The following is a 20,220-nucleotide window of genomic DNA, read 5'->3' on the forward strand; positions in this document are numbered from 1 at the left end:
TTTCTATTCCCAATAAAAGTTTGTTATATGGTTATGCAAGAAGTTTAATACTCATAGTTTCAAGCATATACTGAAATATTTCATTAGCTATAGCAACATCTTGGCGTGGGGCTTTGCCGTGTTCTATAAACACAGAGATTGCATAGCGCGGGTTATGGTAAGGGCCATAGGCGATAAATAACTTATGACTTTCGCCCTTAGAGTTTATTTCTGGTGTACCGGTTTTGCCAGCAATTTGTATACCGCTTAGCCCTTTCTTATAGGTTCCAGTTTTAGAATTCACCACGTCAAACATAGCTTTTCGAACTATGCTAAGATGCTCACAATCCACATCAATATCGGGAAAATCTTGTATCGTTTCATTCATCTTAATGCGGGGAATTACCTCTTTTCCTGTTGCAATCCTCGCTGCAAGAACTGCAAGCTGTAGTGGTGTTGTAAGCATATACCCTTGTCCTATAACTAAGTTGATAGTGTCACCTAAATACCACTGCGAATATAGCTTTCGTGTACGCCAATCTCTATCTGGCAACAACCCTGGAGCTTCTTCTTTAAACGTTCCAATCAGTGGCCCACTTCCAATACCAAATTTTCTGGCCATTTCTACTAGAGAGTCTACACTTATTTTTTTCCCTATATTATAAAAGTAAGTGTTGCATGATAATGCCATTGCCTCATTTAAAGATACATACCCATGGACTTTGCTTTTCAGACAACGAAATTTCCGCTCACCTATTTTCATATAGCCCCCCTTGCACGAGAATTTCTCTTCTGGTGTTATTATCCCGTCTTTTAAACCCGCAAGCGCAACTATTACTTTAAATATTGAACCAGGTGGAATTTGATATGATAACGCACGATTCACGAGCGGCAATGAAGGAGCATTCAAGCTCTCCCAAGTCTCATTTGATAGCCTGCTAGCAAAAAGATTATTATCGTAAGAAGGTGAATTATATAATGCTAAAATTTCTCCATTATTTACATCAATTACCACTGCGGAGCCTTGGTGATCTTTAAATACCTCTGCGGTTTTCTCTTGCAGATTAATATCAATTGTCAGTTGTACATCTTGTCCGTCTTGTTGTGGTATGCTTGATAATTCTTTTATGACGCGTTTTTTAGAATTTATTTCCTGCTCAGATTTTCCTGACTTGCCTTTCAATATATGATCATATGTATATTCAATACCGCTGATTCCTACTTCGCTTATGCCTTGCTGTCTTTTTGTATATCCGATTACATGAGAACACATTGAACCAAACGGGTAATAACGTTTATAAAGAGCAGTTATTTTTTCTGACGATTTTGCTATTTTAGACTCGACTTCTGATAATGTCTGCAAATCAACTTCCTTACCAGAACCATCAAACAAAACAACATACGAAATTTTGTTTACCGCAAGTTCAATGCTATTCCTATCTAAAATTTTGCCCCGCTTAGGCATAATAGTAGCAACTCTTATTCTATTACTATTAGATAGTGCTTCGTACTTTTGTCTGTTTCGTATTTGTAAATTATATAACCTGCAACTAAAAACCGCAGAAATGGTAAGCTGAATACCACCTAATATGAATGCTCTGCGGTTAAAGACTTTGTTTTTTGTCCACATAACATTCCTTCAAAACACACTTTTTTCCCCTCTTTTATTGTTACACTTCTGGCTTTTACCGTATTACAAACCCTTTTTTCCCACTCACTTAAGGTCACAAACTTATAACCTGATTTTTTTAGTATTTTAATAATATGAGGTAAAGCTTCAATTGTGTTTGACCTGTTATTGTGATCATGAAACAGTATAACTGCTCCATTATGTACATTACTTAAAACTCTTTCAACTAAAGTTTCTGGCTTATCACCTTGCCAATCTAGCGAATCAACTGTCCATAATATTGAATACATATTTAATTGATCAGTATTTTCAATCAGATTATCGTCATAACATCCATATGGCGGACGAAACCATTTTACATCTTGTTTTATTGCATTTTTAATTGCTGTATTTGTCTTTTCCAATTCTTGCAATTGTTCCTCACTTGAAAGTGATGTCAACTTCCTATGCGACCAAGAGTGATTGCCTAACTCATGACCTGATTCATGAATTTTCTTTACTATTTCAGACGTTTTTTCATTTATACGTTCACCAAGCACAAAAAATGTTGCTTTTGCTTCATAGCTTTCCAGAACATTAATAATATCGTTTACTCTATTGTTAGACGGTCCATCATCAAACGTAAGCGCAACAAACTTATCGTCGTTATTCAATAATTTTTTTATATTACTTAAATTTCTATATGATAGATCTAGATTACAACTGAGCCCACAGTATGGTAAATTAAAATTACAATCACTACAAAAAGCCGTACTTGAATATAGTAAGAAAAAAGTGATTATCCTTATAAACATTTGTAATCAGCAAAGTGATAGAATACTACACTTTTTTGCTAAGTTAAGCCATCTTTAATTGCTGTAGCCTTTACTTCATCGCTTCTTTAATATATTGTATTAACAATTTTATATAATATATTATGATTGCAAATATAAATACCGTTGCGCTTCAGGGAATTAGCACAGTAAATGTCAATGCACAAATTCATATGGCAAATGGTATTCCAGCTTTTAATATTGTTGGATTGCCAGATAAAACTGTTGCGGAATCCAAAGAACGCATCAGAGCAGCGTTAAATTCAATCAATCTACTACTACCTCCAAAAAGAATTACAGTTAATCTCTCCCCTGCGGATTTACTGAAAGAAGGTAGTCATTATGACTTGGCTATTGCTATTGGACTACTTGTTGTAATGAATGTGATACCAGTTGAAAAAGTTCAGTCTTATATCATTATGGGTGAGCTTGCCCTTGATGGCAGAGTTATTCCAGTTTCAGGAGTGCTGCCAACAGCGATCAATGCAAAACAGGCAAATAAAGGAGTAATTTGCCCAAGGGGAAATGGAGTAGAGGCTTCATGGGTAAAGAATGTTTCAATTCTAGCTATAGAGAAATTAACTGATATTATCAGACACTTTAAGGGTGAGCAATTAATTCAGCCAGTAATTTTTAAATATAGTGATGCACCCAAAGAAAAAAGATTGGTTCCCGATATGAAGGATATTAAAGGCCAAGTTGTTGCAAAAAGAGCAGCTGAAATTGCAGCAGCAGGTGGGCATAATATGCTTCTTGTTGGCCCTCCTGGTACTGGAAAATCAATGCTTGCTAAGCGCTTTATAGGATTGCTGCCTGATTTAACCGAACAGGAGATGATTGATGTTAATATTATTTCCAGCATAACAAAAACTGGTAATGAAATATTCAAAGTAACTCGCCCCTTTCGTGAACCTCATCACTCATGTTCCATGCCAGCAATGATAGGAGGAGGAAAGAATGCAAAACCCGGAGAAATTACCATGGCTCACAATGGCGTGTTATTTCTTGATGAGCTACCTGAATTTCCAAGACTCGTGCTTGATTCTCTGCGCCAACCACTTGAAGATAGAAAAGTTACCGTTGCAAGGGCAAATGCTCACATAACCTACCCTGCCAATTTTCAACTGATAGCTGCAATGAACCCTTGCAGGTGCGGTTATTTAGGTGATGCAAGCAGATCGTGCAACAAAGCTCCAAAGTGTGGCACAGATTACAAAAACAAAATATCAGGCCCATTGCTTGATAGAATAGACATATGCATTGAAATGCCAAACGTTAGCATACTCTCTCCTGAAATCTCTGTGGAGGGAGAAAGTACTAAAATTATAAGAGAAAGAGTGATAGCAGCAAGAAAAATTCAAACTGAGCGCTATAGTGAATTAAATATTCGTTGCAATTCAGAAGTAAGCGGTGAAGCATTTAATAAATTTACTGAACCAGATCAGGCAGGGTTAGAATTGCTAAAATACGTACTGAAAGAAAATTACATTTCCAATCGAGGCTACACACGCGTATTAAAAGTTGCAAGAACTATTGCAGATCTTGCAAAAAGTGAAGAAGTAAAAAGAGCACACATTGCTGAAGCGCTCAATTACAGAATAAAGGTATATTAAAAAATTAGTTTACTTGACAGGCAATTTTTTTTACTATATGCTTCCTTAATGAAATTTTAACATTCTATTTAAGGAGTAGAGTTATGGCATTAACAAATTATGAGTATAGAAAAGAGGATGGCATTTTTCATGCTATTTCAGAAGGATATATACAAGCTGAAAAATACTGGGGAATTCCTGGTGCTGCTGGTGGAGCTGGTCAGTACGCTATGCATAATAAAGGGAGAACAGCATTATTTCCGCTTGCAGTTGCAAGTGTTGTCTTTACAGCAATGCATATGAAAGCAGGCTTTGTTAGTGCAGCAGAAGCTTCTGGGTTTCTTGCTAAGACTGCCAGTTACTTTGTTGGAACAAATCAAGCAATAGCTGCTTCATTACCTGGATTTATCGGAACAGGTGTTGCTGGTCAGATAGTTGCGGGTGCCATAATGGCAATTGCTGCAGTTGCTGCTGTTTATGGAACATATCAAGTTGCCTCAAAATTAAAAGATGTTGCAGTTGAAGCATTGAAAGGGAAAGATCAGACAATATAATAATCTTCAACAAAATAAAAAGGGATAGGTTTCTGTCCCTTTTTATAAACGTTTTCTATTTTTTGCATCGGTTAAGTGATGTCATCTAAGAATCTAGTTATTATAATTAACGGCACTTATTAGTATAAATGTTAAGAATAAGTAAATCCCGTTTACTATTTACGCCTATAGAAGTGAAAAGTATTTGCATATTATTAAAAAAGCGGTAACTTATTATCAAGTGAATTCGCTAAATTTGAGTAATTTAAATGTCTATTGATCTTAGTCTGCCGGAGTTGCCTATATTACACCCAAGGATTACCGTTGTGGGAGTGGGTGGTGCTGGTGGAAATGCTGTGAATAACATGATCCAATCTAATTTGCAAGGAGTGAATTTTGTTGTCGCAAATACCGATGCTCAAGCACTAGAAAAGTCGTTATGTGATAAAAAAATTCAGCTTGGCATTAATTTAACTAAGGGGCTTGGTGCTGGTGCTTTGCCTGATGTTGGCAAAGGTGCAGCAGAAGAGTCAATTGATGAGATTATGGAGCATATAAAAGATAGTCATATGCTTTTCATCACAGCAGGAATGGGCGGTGGTACTGGAACCGGTGCAGCACCGGTAATTGCAAAAGCAGCCAGAGAAGCAAGAGCCGCAGTTAAGGATAGAGCGCCAAAAGAAAAAAAGATATTGACTGTTGGAGTTGTAACTAAACCGTTCGGTTTTGAAGGTGTGCGCCGTATGCGCATTGCAGAGCTTGGACTTGAAGAACTGCAAAAATACGTGGATACACTTATTGTCATTCCAAATCAGAATTTATTTAGAATTGCAAATGAAAAAACTACATTTTCTGATGCATTTAAACTTGCTGATAATGTTCTGCACATTGGCATCAGAGGAGTAACTGACTTGATGGTCATGCCAGGGCTTATCAATCTTGACTTCGCTGATATAGAAACAGTAATGAGCGAGATGGGCAAAGCGATGATCGGCACCGGAGAGGCAGAAGGAGAAGATAGAGCAATTAGTGCTGCAGAGGCTGCAATATCTAATCCATTGCTTGATAATGTATCAATGAAAGGTGCGCAAGGAATATTAATTAACATTACTGGTGGCGGAGATATGACTCTGTTTGAAGTTGATGCTGCAGCCAATAGAGTGCGTGAAGAAGTAGATGAAAATGCAAATATAATATTTGGTGCTACTTTTGATCAAGCGATGGAGGGAAGAGTTAGAGTTTCTGTTCTTGCAACTGGCATTGATGGTCGCAATAATAAATCAGAAACTTCACCTATAAGTCAGAGCGAAGACTCAGAGAAAGAGAAATTTAAGTGGCCATATAGTCAAAGTGAAAGTACACAAGACAAAACACTGGAAACAAAACCAGCTGAACAGGTAAGCGAAGGAGCTAAGTGGGGCAGCAATATCTATGATATACCAGCTTACTTAAGAAGAAAAAAATAATGCAATTTTGGCTACTTAAGTCAGAGCCAAGTGAATACTCATGGCAAAAAATGGAAAAGGAGCAGGTAGTTGAGTGGGATGGTGTGCGCAATTATCAAGCTCAAAATTACATGAAAATTATGAAAGCAAGCGATCTTGCGTTTTTTTATCATACAGGTAAAGAGAAAGCAATACTTGGAATCGTTGAAGTATTTAAAGAGTATTATCATGTTAATGATCCCAAGTTCGGATTAGTGAATGTAAAGTTTTTGAAACCTTTAAATAACCAAGTAACGTTAAATAATATAAAACAAAACCCACTTTTGAAAAATATGACTATATTAAAACAACCACGTTTATCAATTGCCCCAGTTTCGGAAATTGAATGGAATGAAATAATAAGGATGAGTGATGTGTAATACCTGTCATTTCAGTTCCTAAATGATGTCATCTCAGCACACAACGCACAGCTGTATGAATATTTGTCTCGAAGGCAGTGCATTAAACGTTATAGCCGATTTTGCATCAAACACAAAGGTGTCATTCCAGTGCTTGACACTGGAATCCAGCCTTAATGCAACCACATTAAAGCCGTTGTGTTTTAATATAAGATTAGCTACTTTTATATTCACTAACTTGATGTCTAATCAAAATTCCTGGATCCCAGTGCCTAGACACTGGGATGACATCCTTCTAGTGTACAATATTCGTACAGTTGTGTACATGACACAAGGGTCTATAACTCTTCTTTTTTGGATTCCAGTGTCAGCTATTTGCATGACACCCTTACTGATGTGTCACTCATGTTAGAAGTAAATATTCTTGACAAGAAATGGTGCAGCATTATAGAAAATCCTAAAAATTTTGTATTAGGTGTCATCAATGCTTCTCTAAAAGAATTAAAAATAGACCACTATAAACCAAATATATCAATAGCTCTGGCTGATGATGACTTGCTACATCAACTTAATTTAAAATTTAGAGAAATGGATAAGCCAACTAACGTACTATCATTTCCGTATGAACAATTGTCTAATGAGTGCGATTTAGGAGACATAGCAATTTCAATAGACACAATAAAAAGAGAATCGCATGAGTATTATATACCCATTCTTGCTCACATTGCACACATGTTAGTGCATGGATTACTGCATTTACTTGGTTATGATCACCAAAAAAAAGATGAAGAAATTATAATGAAAAATCTAGAAAGAGAGATTTTAGCTTCGCTTGGCTACAATATGTGTGCGATTTAAAAGGAATTTAATAAAAATATAGTAGATGATAATAAAATATGTTATCTACAAAGGGTTTTAGCTATAAACAATAAAAGGTAAGTGATATGGTTCAGTTTTCTTTGCCAAAGAATTCTAAAATTAATCAAAAGGGCAAAATTTATCCTATTCCTGCTAGAGCAAAAAACATCAGAAGATTTCAAATTTACCGTTGGTCTGCTGATGACGAGAAAAACCCTAGAATAGACACATTTTTTATTGATATGGATAGTTGTGGCCCTATGGTACTTGATGCATTAATAAAAATAAAGGATGAAATAGATTCGACTTTAACTTTCAGACGTTCTTGTAGAGAAGGCATATGTGGATCTTGTGCCATGAATATTGACGGAACCAATACTCTTGCATGTACTAGATCTATACATGATATAAAAGGTGACGTAAAAATATATCCATTACCTCACATGTATGTAATAAAGGACCTAGTCTCGGATTTGAGCCAATTTTATGAGCAATACAAATCAATTAAACCTTGGTTACAAGCAGATAAGCCTGCCCTACCAAATAAAGAATACTCTCAATCTTCTGAAGATAGAAAAAAATTAGATGGCTTGTCCGACTGTATATTATGTGCTTGCTGTTCGACTGGTTGCCCAAGCTACTGGTGGAATAGTGATAAATTTTTAGGACCAGCAATACTATTACAAGCTTACAGATGGATTGCTGACAGCCGTGATAATAAGACAGGTGAAAGACTTGATGTTTTAAACGACCCATTCAAGTTGTATCGTTGTCATACAATAATGAATTGCACAAAAACTTGTCCTAAAGGACTTAATCCAGCAAGAGCAATAGCGAAAGTAAAACAGCTCATGGTAGAGAGAGAAGGAGTTTAAGTATTATCTTTTGCATTCTTCGTAAGAGAACAGCAAACCTTCCGAAGCGTAGGGTATTGTTAATACCCTGAACGCTTTTCCGTTTGTGCAGTGCATCGTATCATCGTACGATTCAAATAATTTTTTGAACAACTCATGTCTTTGGTTACTAATAGTTTGAAAATCCTCTTTTTCTAAAAGCTTTTTAGATTCGAAGAGGTAAAGCATAACTTCGTGATAAGTTGGGTAAGATGCCAAAAATTTTGGGTCAAATTGAAAGGTTTTTATAAAAGCATTATTATAAAATTTTAGCTTTTGATTCTTACTATATATTACTATAGCAACCGGTAACCTCTCAAGCAAATTTTTCTGTGTAGCTAAATAACTGTTTAATTCAGTATATAATTTCTCTGCATCACTAACATCTTTCCCATACATTACTATGCTACCAGAACCTTGTATTGGAATTTTAACAAAATCGAAAACCTTAGGTTCGTTCTTATAAGTTATGACATGTCTTCCTGGTTTTGTGCTATGAGCGCTACCGGTAATAGCAAATTTCTTAGAACCATCTACATATTTATCATAAAACAAGTTATAAAATTCCACCTTTCTACTCTTGTTATATCTTAGTATTGGAAATGGTAAAGAGTTGAAAACGTTTTTATAGCTCTCCACTTCCTGTGTAAGCTTACTATTTTCTAACTCAAGTCCGTTAGCCTTTATCTTACAGTCTGAGACATTCCTTATCCATAACAGCACACCTATCACATTGTTAGAATCATCTATTATGCTTCTACCGTAACATATGCAATAAACCTCACTGTCTTTTGACTTTAAATCTAGAGTAAAAGATTTATTTATTTCCTTTGCCTCAACAAAATTTTTGATTAAGCTTTCTGATTGCTCAAAAAAATTCACAAACTCATTAAATGAGTAAAAAACAGTATTAAGCAAAATTAGTAAATTGGGAGAGAACTTTTCTATACGTTTTTTTGCATCCCAAATATAAAACCCATCATTCACAGTATCAATTAAATTATTTATGATAACATTTTGATGCTGTAAGTTCTTAATCTTATTACTAATTTTTAATTTAGAATAAGAGAGAAAGAATAATATTAGAATCAATATTAAAACCACTTCATACAAAAAAAACATAGCACTTTTAAAACAAATGTAAAAATTTGTAACCGCTCAGAATTATGCTGAAGAGGTATATAAGTAAAGATTGCCTAACATTTGAAAGCCCAATCTCTTATAAAGGTTCACAGAAGATTTCATACAATGTGCTACTATATATTTGCATTCAAGCTGTTTAGCTATCTTTATTCTTTCTAAAACCATTTGGGTACCTATTCCACGATTCCTGTAAATTGGTAAAACTCCATCACTATAAAAACCAGCTACGCTATCTTGAACATAAAGACCGCATGTCCCAATAATTTCATTATTTAGTGTTACAAGAAAAAATCTTAATCTTGAGTTCTTATCATCATAATTTGATAATCCGCGAAAAAATGTGCTGACAATTCCAACGCCATGATAAAAAATTTTAGAAGTGTGTAGATCTAACTGTTCTAAGAGGTTGCTACCATTCACAGCATTTAACCTCAAGTTTGGAATAACATCAGCAGGTAAAAAGTAATTTTTCATATTAAGTAAAGCTTTTTTTGGTGTGCTAACGTGTTTTATTTCACACTTTTCTAAAATATCTCTTATTTTCATATGTGAATTTATTACCCATGTTGCTTCTATATCTCTTGTTCTGAGATAATCTAGAGTTTTTTGTATAGAAAGCTCGGTACATTGATCTCCACAGAACACAAAATTAAATAATGACTCCCTGGTACCATTTATTGTAAATATGATGTTATCAAATTCATCGTGTACTTCCCACTCAGATAAATTCGCTGTGTACAGTATATAATCCTTTAGATTTTGAACAATTAAGCTTGAATAATAAATTTTTTTATCCTGCATACACCAACAATAAACAATAAAAGGCTCCTATAAGAACACAGGCTAAAATTGCAGCTATAACGTCATCTAGCATAATACCTAAAGGACCTTTGGTATTTTTATCGATTAAATTTATAGGCCACGTTTTTATTATATCAAAAAACCTAAAAGAAAAAAAGCACAACAACAATGAAGAACAATTCATCTCTTGGCTTAACAATATCGAAACTAAAAGTATCGTCAGCAATTGACCAACCACTTCGTCAATTACTACCTCTTTTGGATCACATGAAGTCTTGTAATGTTTTATATAATTACCTGTAGACCATAATCCAATTAAGAATAAAAAAGAAATAATTGCTGCACCTAAAATTTTGTTGCTCAGGATTACAGGAACAAGCGGAAAAGAAGCCAAACTACCCACAGTACCTGGCATTTTTTTTACTGTTCCAGACAGCCACCACGTTGATATTAATTTATATAAAAATTTCACAATATATCCAAATACAAAATTAACTTATAAGAACAGAAAGAGTATCCTCTATAGAGGCGCTTTCATACAATAATCTATAGACCGCTTCACATATAGGCATTTTTATCTTTAGCTTTCCTGCTAAATTAAATATGGACTCAGCAGTGCTAAAACCTTCAATCACTGACTTGCCTTCTGACAAAATCTGCTGAACATTAAAGCCATTGTCACTATTACCTATTTTAAACCCAAAAGATAAGTTTCTTGAATTCAAGGATGTGCATGTCATAATTAGGTCACCCAGACATGCTGGCCCAAGTAGTGTATTTATATCCACACTACCGTCACCAATTTTTGCTGAGTATAAAGCCTTAATTTCGCTCATACTTTTCGTAATCAATGCTGCATGAGCATTAAACCCAAGTTTACTACCTAGAACAATCCCACACGCTATAGCAAAAACGTTCTTTAACGCTGCACAAATCTGTACTCCTATAATGTCGTTACTAAACTCCAATTTAACATTTTCTTGTTGCAGCTCTGATACTAGCTTTGAACCTAATGTGTTATTTTGGCATGCAAGAACCATTGAATAGGGTAATTTTCTTGCAACTTCTACAGCAAAGCTAGGACCTGAAAAAATAGCAATAGGATTGTTAGGTAAAATTTCATTTACTATTTCACTAGGTAATTTTAATGTAGACTTTTCTATTCCCTTACAAGCTAAAATTATTGCTACATCTTTTTTCAGATTACAATTATGCAATTGCTGACATACCTTCCTCAGAGACTGAGTGGGAACAGCGAGGATTGTTACTGAAGCATTAATTATGTCTTCAATAGCCAATTTTACTGACACATTATCAGAAATTCGACAACCGGGTAGCTTGTCACTTTCTCTTTTCCCGTTGATTGATTCAAATGTAGTTTCATTGTGAGTCCACAAAATCACATCTTTCTTACTACCTAATGAAATTGCGATTGCTGTACCCCATGCACCAGCACCTAAAATTGATATTGCCACACAATATTCCTGAAAATATTACTTATACTTTAAAATAGTAGGATAAGTAAATTAAAAATATAACACAGACATATAGAATAGTTAAATATTTATTAACCGAAGTATTCTTTTAATAATAGTAACTTTAATTCAATATTTACTAAAAATATTATTACTATCATGGTATGTCTATTATATTTTAGATCTATTTATATAACTTTGGAACAATATATTTACTATTAATTAATAAGTGTAATTTTGATCATTTGTTAATAAAAATTTGATTTATTACTTTCCTTAGTTATATATATTACTAAAATTATAAATTATTTATGGGGTGTAAAATATGCGTATATTATTAATTGAAGATGATCAAGTAAGTGCAAAGACTGTAGTTAACGCCTTAACTTCTGATGGACACTTCTGTGACGTTGTTACTTCTGCACAAGATTATAACAATAATATGGTTTCCTCAAACGGAGATTACTATGACCTAGTTATTTTAGATATACACTTACCTGGTGATATTGACGGATATGATATATTGTTAAGACTAAGAAGTGCAAAAATCAAAGTTCCTGTCTTAATACTTTCATGCATATCCGCTGTCAATCACAAAGCTAAAGGACTCGGGTATGGTGCCGATGATTACTTAACCAAGCCATTTCATAAAAGCGAGTTATTAGCTCGAATTAAGGCCATAGTGCGTCGTACTAAAGGCCATCCTGAATCGGTGATAAAGATTGGTAATATAAATATCAATTTTGATCACAGGGTTGTTGAGGTGAAAGGTAAAACGGTTCACCTTACTAATAAAGAGTATTCTATGATAGAATTGCTAGCACTGCGTAAAGGAACAGTACTAACAAAAGAAATGTTCTTAAATCATCTTTACAATGGCTTGGATGAACCTTCAGATAACAAGATAGTTGATGTTTTTATGTGCAAATTACGTAAGAAACTTGAAAGTGCAAATGATGGAAAAAGCCACATAGAAACCGTTTGGGGCAGAGGGTATGTTCTGAAAGAGTATATTGATGATGATGAATATTCTAATGTTAATGTAGGCGAAAGTAGTGATGGCTATCAAGCAGAACAAGTGAAGGACAACGCATGAAATGCCTACACATTTAAATATAGCATGGCTTATATCGCACGTATCATGTGAACGCCTAGGTGAAATATAAGCCGAGTTCTGTTTATGTAGCTATTTATCTGGAGTAAATGTTACCATTTACCGCATGCGATTTACCCGAGTAGATATGAGGAAAACATAAAATCTACTTCTATTTAATCTTGCTCCTAGTGTTGGTTACTCGACTACCAATGTTGCCATTGCCATGGTGTGCTCTTACCACACCTTTTCACCCTTACCTAAAAATATTTTAGGCGGTAATTTTCTGTAGCCCTATAACTGGAGTTACCTCCGGCGGGCATTACCCGTCACTATTTTTCCTTGGAGCCCGGACTTTCCTCTGCTATGTTTATCACACAACAGCAGCTACTTATTTCACCTAGGAATTATACTTTAACATGAAAATCACAAAAGCAAAAGACAATTTCCTAACAGTCTACATATTAAAAACATTTAGACAAATAGCTAAAGGTGATATTCCGGCACATCATCACTATCCCAAGATAAGCTTTTTTCACTTTTAGACTCCGCTTCAGTTAGTCAAGAGCCTGGTCCACCGCTTGAAGACGATGAGCTACTTCTTGATCGACTACTACTTTCTACTGATATACTATTTAGCACTGTTTCAGATTGATATATAGTTCGCATTCTGTTACCAGTGGTAAAAATTTCTTCATCGCTACTTGAAGATGATCGCCTTCTATAACCCAAATCAGTTAGTTCTAATACAGGAGCAGCATTACGACCCTTAACATATCTATATGCTATGAATCCTATAATTCCAACAATACCTATTGCTCCAACCAAAGATCCCCCTATCATTCCTGCCTTATTAGACCCTATAGCAAGTTGAGTAGGTTGTGGTGAAGAAGTAGACTGAGGAAGTAAAGTCGTGGTGAATATAGGAGTTGTTGACTCTTTTGTTCTAGTACTTGGTATACTAAATACTGTTTGTGTAGTTTTCTCTGAGCTTGTTGTTGGCGCAGTTGGTTCCACTGTTACTGTGCTTGTTTGAGTCGTTGACTCTGTTGAAGGTTTATTCGTTGTAGAAGTAGGTGCAACGGCTTCTGTTGTTGGCTTCACTGTTACTGTACTTGTTTGAGTCGTTGACTCTGTTGAAGGTTTACTCATCGTAGAAGTCGACGCACCAGTCGCTGCTGTAGGTTTTACAGTACTTATTTCAGTTTCCGAAGGCACATTAGTTGACGTTGCAGTAATCGTGGTTGCTTGTGAAGTAGCAGTTGTTTTTGTTGCTGTTGTTGGCTCCACTGTTACTGTACTTGTTTGAGTCGTTGACTCTGTTGAAGGTTTATTCATTGTAGAAGTAGGTGCAACGGCTTCCGTTGTCAATTTAGTAGTCTTCACAGCGTCGGTTTCTGCTGTGCTAGTAATTGCAGCAGTCGGCGTCTTCTTAGAAGTCACAACCGTTTCTGCAACAGTTATAGGAGCCACGGTACTACTAGAAATAATATCTGGCGTTAATCGACCGTTAATGATATTAACAAAATCACTGAGAGTTTTGATGCTATTTGCCGGTATTATTGTTGCTTCAGAAGATTTTCCAGAGCCGTTTTGATTAAAAGTTACAATATTTTCTCCACTTACCGCAGTTACGATAAAACCACCCTGACCGTTGCCTTTAATATATAATTGCTCTATAGGATCTGTAAATTGATAGATAGGAAAATCTGACACTGATCCATTTTTAAGTAGAGTTGCTATATGTAACCTCTGCTCATTAGCTGATTGGTCATTTTCAAGAAAAGCAACTAGATCATTTCCTTCCGTTTGTTCAACATACTGCAAAAAGCTTATTTCATGTTCTCTAGAAAGAGATAGTGCTTTATTATCTATTTGACCTTTTCGATTACCAAGTAAAAAGCCATTAACTCTATCCTTCAGACCCTGAATCACTTTAGCCATATCAAATTTAAAAATACGTGTTTTTCTCACCTCTTGATTTTCCTTAGTAATCCTTTTGCTCACTTGCGAATAAAGCATCGTGTTTCCATTTAATGCCAATTGCCCCTGATTATCAAAATTGAACAATTTTCTTTCTGTAACACCTTTTTCTCCAGTCAATACCTTAAATTTTCCGCTCTCGCTTGACTTTAAGTACCAAGAAACTAAAGTTTGATCCTTTAAGTTATGGGCGATTACAATTACGTCACCATTACCAACTTTCACTGCTCTTGGTTGAAAGTAACTATTGCCCACATTTGCAAGACTATTATTATCAATATTCTTTTGTAATTTTCTTTTATCTAAATGTTCAACTGAAGGAGTATTAACTGATTGTTTAATTCCGTAAGTGTTAAAAGATAAGCCTTTAACGCATTTTTCTCCTTCTTCGCTAATTCCTTCTTCAGGAAAGATAACTCCAACTTTATCTATTTCAGCTGAATCTTCTATTAATGTGAGAGATAATTGATCTTTGAATTCATTTGCTACGCTGATATTTGTACCACATTCGTATGTTTTTGATTGATATAATGGACTAATAAGTAATTTTACTTTACTGCTCCCATTACCATTATCTTGATAGCTGAGTCCGTAAGCAACTCCATTCCCCTCAATTAATTCTACGTTTGTTGGATTAAAACCTATCGCTTCTTTAATTTCCGGTGTATTTGAGTTGATCCCGAGCAATCTTCTTAATATAGACATAATTTTATTTAAAATATTAATAAAATGCTATTATGATTACTCCTGTGTGTTAATGTCAATGAAAATTTTAACTAAAATTAAAAAATTAATATAATATTTTATACTAAAAGGTAAATATAAGCTTGAAGAGGGCTAAGAAGCTTTATGCTATTTCTCAAAAAACCAACAATTGCAATCATTGGTTCTACAGGTATAATCTGTTAAAGTTTACACGAGTCTCATGAATGATAGAAAAAGAAGAGCAGTTTAGTTTTACATCAGAAAACCTCAAGAAAGCGGGAAAGTTTATAGAGATGTATCCCAAAGGTAGAGAAGGTAGTGCTGTTATGCCTTTACTATATCTGGTTCAAGAGCAATGCGGATGGGTTTCTGAATCTGCTATGCGTTATGTTGCTGATATGCTGCATATTCCACATATTCGTGTATATGAAGTGGCAAATTTTTACACCATGTATAATTTAAAACCAGTAGGCAAATATCTAATACAAATTTGTAGAACAACTCCTTGCTGGTTGTGCAATAGTGAAGAAGTTTTAAATACCTTTAAAAAAAAACTTGGAATCAATATCGGTGAGACTACTAAAGATAATTTGTTCACTTTAAAAGAAGTTGAATGCCTAGGTGCATGCGTTAATGCTCCCGTTGTGCAGATCAATAATGACTTCTATGAAAATCTTACTCCTGAGAAAGTAGAAAACATCATAACAGAACTTTCAGGCAAATAGATGAAAGAAGAATTTTCATTCAAGAGAATCAAGCAATCAGGTTCTGCAAGAGTTGGAACAATTAAAACTCCAAATGGAAGCGTAGAAACCCCCGCTTTTATATTCTGCGCAACAAAAGCTGCAATTAAAGCTGCAGATATTGAAAGAATAAGTGAAGCTGGTACCCAAATCATACTTTCCAACACCTATCACCTAATGCTTCAACCAGGAGAGAATACTGTTGCAAAACTTGGTGGTTTGCGCAAGATGATAGGATGGAATGGGCCAATGCTAACTGACTCAGGTGGATATCAGATATTTAGCTTAGGCCACGGATCAGTTTCGGAAGAGATAAAAGGAATAAGAAAAAAACAAAAAACTTTGATCAAAATTAATGAGGATGGGGCAATTTTCCGTTCTTACATTAATGGTAAAATTTATTGCTTAACTCCTGAAAAATCTGTACAAATTCAACAGAAATTAGGTGCAGATTTAATCCTAGTTTTAGATGAATGCACTCCATTTCACGTAAGCAAAGAATACACAGCAAAATCAATGCTCATGAGCCACAGATGGGCTGAACGTTCTTTAAATGAATTTGAAAAAAACAATAATGGCAAGCAGGCACTGTATGGAATTAGTCAAGGCGGAGTGTATCAAGATTTACGTAGAGAAAGTTGTGATTTTATCAACGATTTGCCATTTTTTGGTCAAGCAATAGGTGGATCACTTGGTCAAAGTAAAGAGCAGATGCATGATGTAGTTTCTTTCACTATGGACCACCTGAAAAAAGACAGGCCTACTCATTTGCTTGGTATTGGTGGAATTGTGGACATCTTTCGCGGAGTAGAGCTTGGAATTGACACGTTTGATTGCGTGCATCCAACCCGCTTAGCAAGGCATGGTGGCGCACTTGTTAAAGTAAAAAACAGAAATTCTATTTCTTCAAAGTGCAAAGAGCATATTAATTTGCGGAATCAACGATTTGAGCTGGACAACAACCCAATTGAAAGTGACTGTTTATGTTTTACCTGCAGAAAACATTCAAGAGCTTATATACACCATTTACTGAAAGCTAAAGAGCTCCTGGCTTACACGCTCGTTACCATTCATAATATTTTCTTTATGAATAAGTTAATGGCATCAATAAGGCAGGCTATATTAGATGATAGGCTAGATCGGGAGAAAAATAATTGGATTAGTGAGACACCACTACACTGTGAATTATACACCTAGTTCATATTTTTCTACGCTTATTTTATATTCCCTAAAACAGAAAAAGCCTTCCTCTTCCTACTCTTTCTTCCTTGGCTAATCCATAGTTAGCGTTTTTTGCACATGTGCGTTGCATTTTTTAATCTTCTTTAAAAACTTGACAATACATGACAACACTGGTATGTTAAAAATATAGTTTTTGTGAGGTATTTATGGTTAACAATAAAGAAAAACATCAAATAGCGTTTTGCGTTTCAGCCGTTACATTCTTAGCTGGGTTATCATTAATCGCAACTGCAATTGCAGTGGGTACCGTACCTGCTATAGCTGCTTGTCTAGTGATAGGAGGAATTTTGACTGTCTTGTCTGGTGTGCAAGCAGTAGAAAGCTATTTATTTTTACGAAACAGCGAGAAAACTTTGAATAAACTGATAAGTAATATACGCGATGAACCAGAAAGCAAACTTTTTATAGAAAGGATTTTGCAACCGTTCATTGAACTTTTTAGTGAGCTTAAGCAACATAATTAAAGTACACTAAGCTTTAAGCATAGAAACCACTTTATCGTAACTTGGAAATGATTCAATTTCTCCAATTGCAGCTAGAGTGGTTTTTTCATGCTGAGATAACAATTCTTCTGCTGCTTTTTTTACGTTAGCAGTGGTAACTGCACTAATTTTTTCTATTAATTCATTTTTACTGATGTACCTATTATAGTTACCGTAGTAGTGTCCCAATGTTTCAGCACGTGAGCTAACACTTTCGCGTGACATTAAAATTTGGGATTTTACTCGCTCTTTCACTCTATTTACTTCTTCTTCCTTCAGATCATCTGTAGACAACTTCTTCAACTCTGTCGTTATAGATTTTAAAAGCTTATCTAAGTTACTACTGTCTGTACCAGCAAAAATGGAAAACATTCCTGTATTAGTATAGCTGGAATTAAATGAATAAACAGAGTAAGCTAATCCCTGCTTTTCCCTTACTTCCTGAAATAAACGTGATGACATTCCGCTCCCTAATATAGAATCAAGCACTTGAAACGTGTGATATTTATCGTCATGGCGAGAAACACTAGGTAGACCAATTAGCAAGTGTACCTGATCTAATTTACGATGTTCTAAATACTCACCACCAGTACAGCTCGCATTTTGGCTTTTTTTCAGCTTTTTAGAATGAATCTTTGAGAGAAAATCTTTGGTTAATGCAACAACTTCTTCATGTTCAACATTTCCTGCAACGGCAAATAGCATATTCTCACCAAAGTAATGCTCATTTATGTAATTATCTAGATCTCCTCGAGTAAAAGATTTTACAGTATTTTGCGTGCCTAAGATTGACCTACCAAATGGTTGGTCTTTATAAGCTGCCTCAAAATATTTGTCGAAAATAATGTCACTTGGTGAATCATTAGTTTGAAAAATCTCTTGTATTACAACACCCTTCTCACGTTCCAATTCATCTTCTGGAAACGTGGAATTCATCAATATATCTATTAATATATCAATACCAGTTTTTATGTCTTTCTTGAGGACTTTTGCATAATAGGTGGTGCTTTCCCTACCGGTGCTAGCGTTGAAAACTCCACCTATGTCATCAAAAGCTTTTGCAATTTCAAAGGCAGTTCTTGTCTTCGTCCCTTTGAAAGCCATGTGTTCTAAAAAATGGGATATTCCATTTTGCTTTGCACTTTCTGCTCTACTGCCAACACCAACTCGTATGCTTAAAGCTACGGAATCAATATCACGCACCTGCTCAGTTATTATGCGCAGACCATTATCTAATTTTGTTACCCGGGGTATATTCATCTCATATATTCTTCTAAGTTCTCTTCTGCAAAATCCCAATTAATCAAATGATCAAGGAAAACTTTTATGTAGTCAATTCTACGGTTTTGACAATCTAAATAATAGGCGTGCTCCCACACATCCATAGTGAGTAGTGGCACTTGGCCATAAATTATTGGCAAATCTGCATTTGGAGTCTTGGTGATTTTGAGCTTTCCTAACCTACCTTTTTCGAGCACTAACCATACCCATCCACTGCCAAACTGGCTTACTCCATGACTCGAAAATTCTTCATAAAATTTATCAAAGCCACCGATATCGTCTTGAATTTTTTTTGCTAGAAGACTACCATCTTTAGGCTTACCACCACCATTTTTTTTCATTGAATTCCAATAAAAAGTATGGTTCCAAACTTGTGCTGCATTATTAAATATAGGCAAGTTGCCGCTATTACCATGCACTTTTGTTATTAATTCCTCAATTTTTACATGTTGATAATCCGTATTTTCAACTAGCTCATTGAGTTTATTTAAATATCCTTTATGGTGCTTATCATAATGAAAATCTAAGGTTTTTGCAGATATATAAGGCTCCAAAGCTGTTTTATCGTATGGTAATTCAGGTAAAGTAAAACTCATAAAAACCTCTTTATTTCTAACCTACTCGGATGGTAGGGCAATATATGCTTTTGTGCAACATATAATTAATAGCTAAAACATTTAGGTATCTATTGCATTATTCTAAATTATACTACAATAACGATTATTATATAAGCCATAGAAATGGATTAAATGCAAAAGTTACTTGACACCCTTCGCCAACCCCCTTATCATGAAACTGAAGCTATTGTATTTGCTTTCGCCAATCTGCAGATTAAAAGGTAAGGATTACTTAATGTATCGGCGTCTTATGTTCAATTTTTTGCAGTATATAGATACTGTATGTCTTTACAAAACTTCATCTACATCTAGATTTTTATCTAAATAAGCTGAACGCGCTTATAAAGCGTTACAAGACATCAAAAAATGCCAATACTCGACAGAGATAGTAAAAGACTAGCTAACTCGGGGATTCTTTGTCTTTTTTTCTGCTTGGTAAATTTCTTAAACATTTGCAGCGTAAGTTAGTTGCAATTAAAAGCAGCTTAATCTTGCTTGTCAAGCGTTTAAAACAT

The 20,220-nt window shown here is 35.0% G+C and carries 20 protein-coding genes and 1 other RNA gene; 10 read left to right on the forward strand and 11 right to left on the reverse strand.

All coding sequences use genetic code 11. The annotated features are described in order from the left end of the window. Positions 1 to 31: 31 nt before the first annotated feature. Both ACQH2O_RS06185 and ACQH2O_RS06190 read right to left on the reverse strand, forming a co-directional pair. Positions 32 to 1,609 (reverse strand): penicillin-binding transpeptidase domain-containing protein, encoded by a 1,578-nt coding sequence (locus tag ACQH2O_RS06185; protein ID WP_425385151.1) that lies wholly within the window; start codon positions 1,607 to 1,609, stop codon positions 32 to 34. Then, positions 1,564 to 2,403 (reverse strand): polysaccharide deacetylase family protein, encoded by an 840-nt coding sequence (locus tag ACQH2O_RS06190; RefSeq protein ID WP_010962787.1) that lies wholly within the window; start codon positions 2,401 to 2,403, stop codon positions 1,564 to 1,566. The genes ACQH2O_RS06185 and ACQH2O_RS06190 overlap by 46 nt, the downstream gene beginning before the upstream one ends. 122 nt (positions 2,404 to 2,525) lie before the next feature. Here ACQH2O_RS06190 and ACQH2O_RS06195 point away from each other — a divergent pair, with 122 nt between their 5' ends. From ACQH2O_RS06195 to ACQH2O_RS06210, 4 genes are all read left to right on the forward strand, one after another. Then, the gene (locus ACQH2O_RS06195; protein ID WP_425385152.1) at positions 2,526 to 4,034 is read left to right on the forward strand and encodes a YifB family Mg chelatase-like AAA ATPase; all 1,509 of its coding nucleotides are present in this window, start codon (positions 2,526 to 2,528) and stop codon (positions 4,032 to 4,034) included. Between the two features lie 83 nt (positions 4,035 to 4,117). After that, a complete protein-coding gene (locus tag ACQH2O_RS06200; protein ID WP_264329516.1) occupies positions 4,118 to 4,567 on the forward strand; it encodes a hypothetical protein in 450 nt (149 codons plus the stop codon). A gap of 248 nt (positions 4,568 to 4,815) precedes the next feature. Further along, positions 4,816 to 6,012 (forward strand): cell division protein FtsZ, encoded by a 1,197-nt coding sequence (ftsZ, locus tag ACQH2O_RS06205; protein ID WP_010962790.1) that lies wholly within the window; start codon positions 4,816 to 4,818, stop codon positions 6,010 to 6,012. Further along, positions 6,012 to 6,410: an EVE domain-containing protein gene (locus ACQH2O_RS06210; protein ID WP_007549395.1), complete on the forward strand. Its 399-nt coding sequence runs from the start codon at positions 6,012 to 6,014 to the stop codon at positions 6,408 to 6,410. Before ftsZ ends, ACQH2O_RS06210 begins: the two co-directional genes overlap by 1 nt. A gap of 228 nt (positions 6,411 to 6,638) precedes the next feature. Here ACQH2O_RS06210 and ACQH2O_RS06215 read toward each other — a convergent pair whose 3' ends face one another. After that, complete coding sequence (locus ACQH2O_RS06215) at positions 6,639 to 6,770, reverse strand: hypothetical protein (RefSeq protein WP_255322244.1); 132 nt, start codon at positions 6,768 to 6,770, stop codon at positions 6,639 to 6,641. Positions 6,771 to 6,794: 24 nt separating this feature from the next. Between ACQH2O_RS06215 and ybeY the strand changes: the two genes are divergently transcribed. Beyond that, entirely contained in the window at positions 6,795 to 7,247 is a 453-nt protein-coding gene (gene ybeY, locus ACQH2O_RS06220; RefSeq protein ID WP_010082473.1) for an rRNA maturation RNase YbeY, read from the forward strand. Positions 7,248 to 7,333: 86 nt separating this feature from the next. Further along, on the forward strand, positions 7,334 to 8,122 hold the full coding sequence (locus tag ACQH2O_RS06225; protein ID WP_010082472.1) for a succinate dehydrogenase iron-sulfur subunit: 789 nt from the start codon (positions 7,334 to 7,336) through the stop codon (positions 8,120 to 8,122). Positions 8,123 to 8,125: 3 nt separating this feature from the next. Here the strand turns inward: ACQH2O_RS06225 and ACQH2O_RS06230 are convergent, their stop codons facing one another. From ACQH2O_RS06230 to ACQH2O_RS06245, 4 genes are read right to left on the reverse strand one after another with little or no spacing between them, the layout of a single operon-like run. Then, positions 8,126 to 9,262, reverse strand: a complete 1,137-nt coding sequence (locus tag ACQH2O_RS06230) for a hypothetical protein (protein ID WP_425385153.1) — start codon at positions 9,260 to 9,262, stop codon at positions 8,126 to 8,128. Between the two features lie 42 nt (positions 9,263 to 9,304). Beyond that, the gene (locus tag ACQH2O_RS06235; RefSeq protein ID WP_006280097.1) at positions 9,305 to 10,084 is read right to left on the reverse strand and encodes a GNAT family N-acetyltransferase; all 780 of its coding nucleotides are present in this window, start codon (positions 10,082 to 10,084) and stop codon (positions 9,305 to 9,307) included. Then, on the reverse strand, positions 10,074 to 10,556 hold the full coding sequence (locus ACQH2O_RS06240; protein WP_006279290.1) for a phosphatidylglycerophosphatase A family protein: 483 nt from the start codon (positions 10,554 to 10,556) through the stop codon (positions 10,074 to 10,076). Before ACQH2O_RS06240 ends, ACQH2O_RS06235 begins: the two co-directional genes overlap by 11 nt. A gap of 19 nt (positions 10,557 to 10,575) precedes the next feature. Continuing rightward, positions 10,576 to 11,559, reverse strand: coding sequence for an NAD(P)H-dependent glycerol-3-phosphate dehydrogenase (locus ACQH2O_RS06245; RefSeq protein WP_010962796.1), 984 nt, complete (start codon positions 11,557 to 11,559; stop codon positions 10,576 to 10,578). A 325-nt stretch (positions 11,560 to 11,884) separates the two neighbouring features. Between ACQH2O_RS06245 and ACQH2O_RS06250 the strand changes: the two genes are divergently transcribed. After that, positions 11,885 to 12,655 (forward strand): response regulator transcription factor, encoded by a 771-nt coding sequence (locus ACQH2O_RS06250; RefSeq protein ID WP_010962797.1) that lies wholly within the window; start codon positions 11,885 to 11,887, stop codon positions 12,653 to 12,655. A 51-nt stretch (positions 12,656 to 12,706) separates the two neighbouring features. Here the strand turns inward: ACQH2O_RS06250 and rnpB are convergent. After that, an RNA gene (gene rnpB / locus ACQH2O_RS06255) (RNase P RNA component class A) lies at positions 12,707 to 13,056 on the reverse strand. Between the two features lie 157 nt (positions 13,057 to 13,213). Next, on the reverse strand, positions 13,214 to 15,340 hold the full coding sequence (locus tag ACQH2O_RS06260) for a hypothetical protein (RefSeq protein ID WP_095742742.1): 2,127 nt from the start codon (positions 15,338 to 15,340) through the stop codon (positions 13,214 to 13,216). A gap of 224 nt (positions 15,341 to 15,564) precedes the next feature. Between ACQH2O_RS06260 and nuoE the strand changes: the two genes are divergently transcribed. From nuoE to ACQH2O_RS06275, 3 genes are all read left to right on the forward strand, one after another. Beyond that, positions 15,565 to 16,065: an NADH-quinone oxidoreductase subunit NuoE gene (gene nuoE, locus ACQH2O_RS06265; protein ID WP_010962799.1), complete on the forward strand. Its 501-nt coding sequence runs from the start codon at positions 15,565 to 15,567 to the stop codon at positions 16,063 to 16,065. Next, positions 16,066 to 17,280, forward strand: coding sequence for a tRNA guanosine(34) transglycosylase Tgt (gene tgt / locus ACQH2O_RS06270; RefSeq protein WP_010082445.1), 1,215 nt, complete (start codon positions 16,066 to 16,068; stop codon positions 17,278 to 17,280). A 191-nt stretch (positions 17,281 to 17,471) separates the two neighbouring features. Further along, entirely contained in the window at positions 17,472 to 17,789 is a 318-nt protein-coding gene (locus ACQH2O_RS06275; protein WP_010082444.1) for a WD_0736 family protein, read from the forward strand. A gap of 6 nt (positions 17,790 to 17,795) precedes the next feature. Here the strand turns inward: ACQH2O_RS06275 and ACQH2O_RS06280 are convergent, their stop codons facing one another. Both ACQH2O_RS06280 and ACQH2O_RS06285 read right to left on the reverse strand, forming a co-directional pair. Further along, on the reverse strand, positions 17,796 to 19,067 hold the full coding sequence (locus ACQH2O_RS06280) for a M16 family metallopeptidase (protein ID WP_425385154.1): 1,272 nt from the start codon (positions 19,065 to 19,067) through the stop codon (positions 17,796 to 17,798). After that, complete coding sequence (locus tag ACQH2O_RS06285) at positions 19,064 to 19,684, reverse strand: superoxide dismutase (RefSeq protein ID WP_010082437.1); 621 nt, start codon at positions 19,682 to 19,684, stop codon at positions 19,064 to 19,066. The genes ACQH2O_RS06280 and ACQH2O_RS06285 overlap by 4 nt, the downstream gene beginning before the upstream one ends. Between the last annotated feature and the right edge of the window lie 536 nt (positions 19,685 to 20,220).

Source organism: Wolbachia endosymbiont (group B) of Schoenobius gigantella (assembly GCF_964031005.1).
GTDB classification, from domain to species: domain Bacteria; phylum Pseudomonadota; class Alphaproteobacteria; order Rickettsiales; family Anaplasmataceae; genus Wolbachia; species Wolbachia pipientis.

What these genes read in the sequence shown, in the direction of transcription:
- ACQH2O_RS06185 (WP_425385151.1), bottom strand. Translation starts at nt 1,609, where the DNA reads ATGTGGACAAAAAACAAAGTCTTTAACCGCAGAGCATTCATATTAGGT.
- ACQH2O_RS06190 (WP_010962787.1), bottom strand. Translation starts at nt 2,403, where the DNA reads ATGTTTATAAGGATAATCACTTTTTTCTTACTATATTCAAGTACGGCT.
- ACQH2O_RS06195 (WP_425385152.1), top strand. Translation starts at nt 2,526, where the DNA reads ATGATTGCAAATATAAATACCGTTGCGCTTCAGGGAATTAGCACAGTA.
- ACQH2O_RS06200 (WP_264329516.1), top strand. Translation starts at nt 4,118, where the DNA reads ATGGCATTAACAAATTATGAGTATAGAAAAGAGGATGGCATTTTTCAT.
- ftsZ (WP_010962790.1), top strand. Translation starts at nt 4,816, where the DNA reads ATGTCTATTGATCTTAGTCTGCCGGAGTTGCCTATATTACACCCAAGG.
- ACQH2O_RS06210 (WP_007549395.1), top strand. Translation starts at nt 6,012, where the DNA reads ATGCAATTTTGGCTACTTAAGTCAGAGCCAAGTGAATACTCATGGCAA.
- ACQH2O_RS06215 (WP_255322244.1), bottom strand. Translation starts at nt 6,770, where the DNA reads ATGCAAATAGCTGACACTGGAATCCAAAAAAGAAGAGTTATAGACCCT.
- ybeY (WP_010082473.1), top strand. Translation starts at nt 6,795, where the DNA reads ATGTTAGAAGTAAATATTCTTGACAAGAAATGGTGCAGCATTATAGAA.
- ACQH2O_RS06225 (WP_010082472.1), top strand. Translation starts at nt 7,334, where the DNA reads ATGGTTCAGTTTTCTTTGCCAAAGAATTCTAAAATTAATCAAAAGGGC.
- ACQH2O_RS06230 (WP_425385153.1), bottom strand. Translation starts at nt 9,262, where the DNA reads ATGTTTTTTTTGTATGAAGTGGTTTTAATATTGATTCTAATATTATTC.
- ACQH2O_RS06235 (WP_006280097.1), bottom strand. Translation starts at nt 10,084, where the DNA reads ATGCAGGATAAAAAAATTTATTATTCAAGCTTAATTGTTCAAAATCTA.
- ACQH2O_RS06250 (WP_010962797.1), top strand. Translation starts at nt 11,885, where the DNA reads ATGCGTATATTATTAATTGAAGATGATCAAGTAAGTGCAAAGACTGTA.
- ACQH2O_RS06260 (WP_095742742.1), bottom strand. Translation starts at nt 15,340, where the DNA reads ATGTCTATATTAAGAAGATTGCTCGGGATCAACTCAAATACACCGGAA.
- nuoE (WP_010962799.1), top strand. Translation starts at nt 15,565, where the DNA reads ATGATAGAAAAAGAAGAGCAGTTTAGTTTTACATCAGAAAACCTCAAG.
- tgt (WP_010082445.1), top strand. Translation starts at nt 16,066, where the DNA reads ATGAAAGAAGAATTTTCATTCAAGAGAATCAAGCAATCAGGTTCTGCA.
- ACQH2O_RS06275 (WP_010082444.1), top strand. Translation starts at nt 17,472, where the DNA reads ATGGTTAACAATAAAGAAAAACATCAAATAGCGTTTTGCGTTTCAGCC.
- ACQH2O_RS06280 (WP_425385154.1), bottom strand. Translation starts at nt 19,067, where the DNA reads ATGAATATACCCCGGGTAACAAAATTAGATAATGGTCTGCGCATAATA.
- ACQH2O_RS06285 (WP_010082437.1), bottom strand. Translation starts at nt 19,684, where the DNA reads ATGAGTTTTACTTTACCTGAATTACCATACGATAAAACAGCTTTGGAG.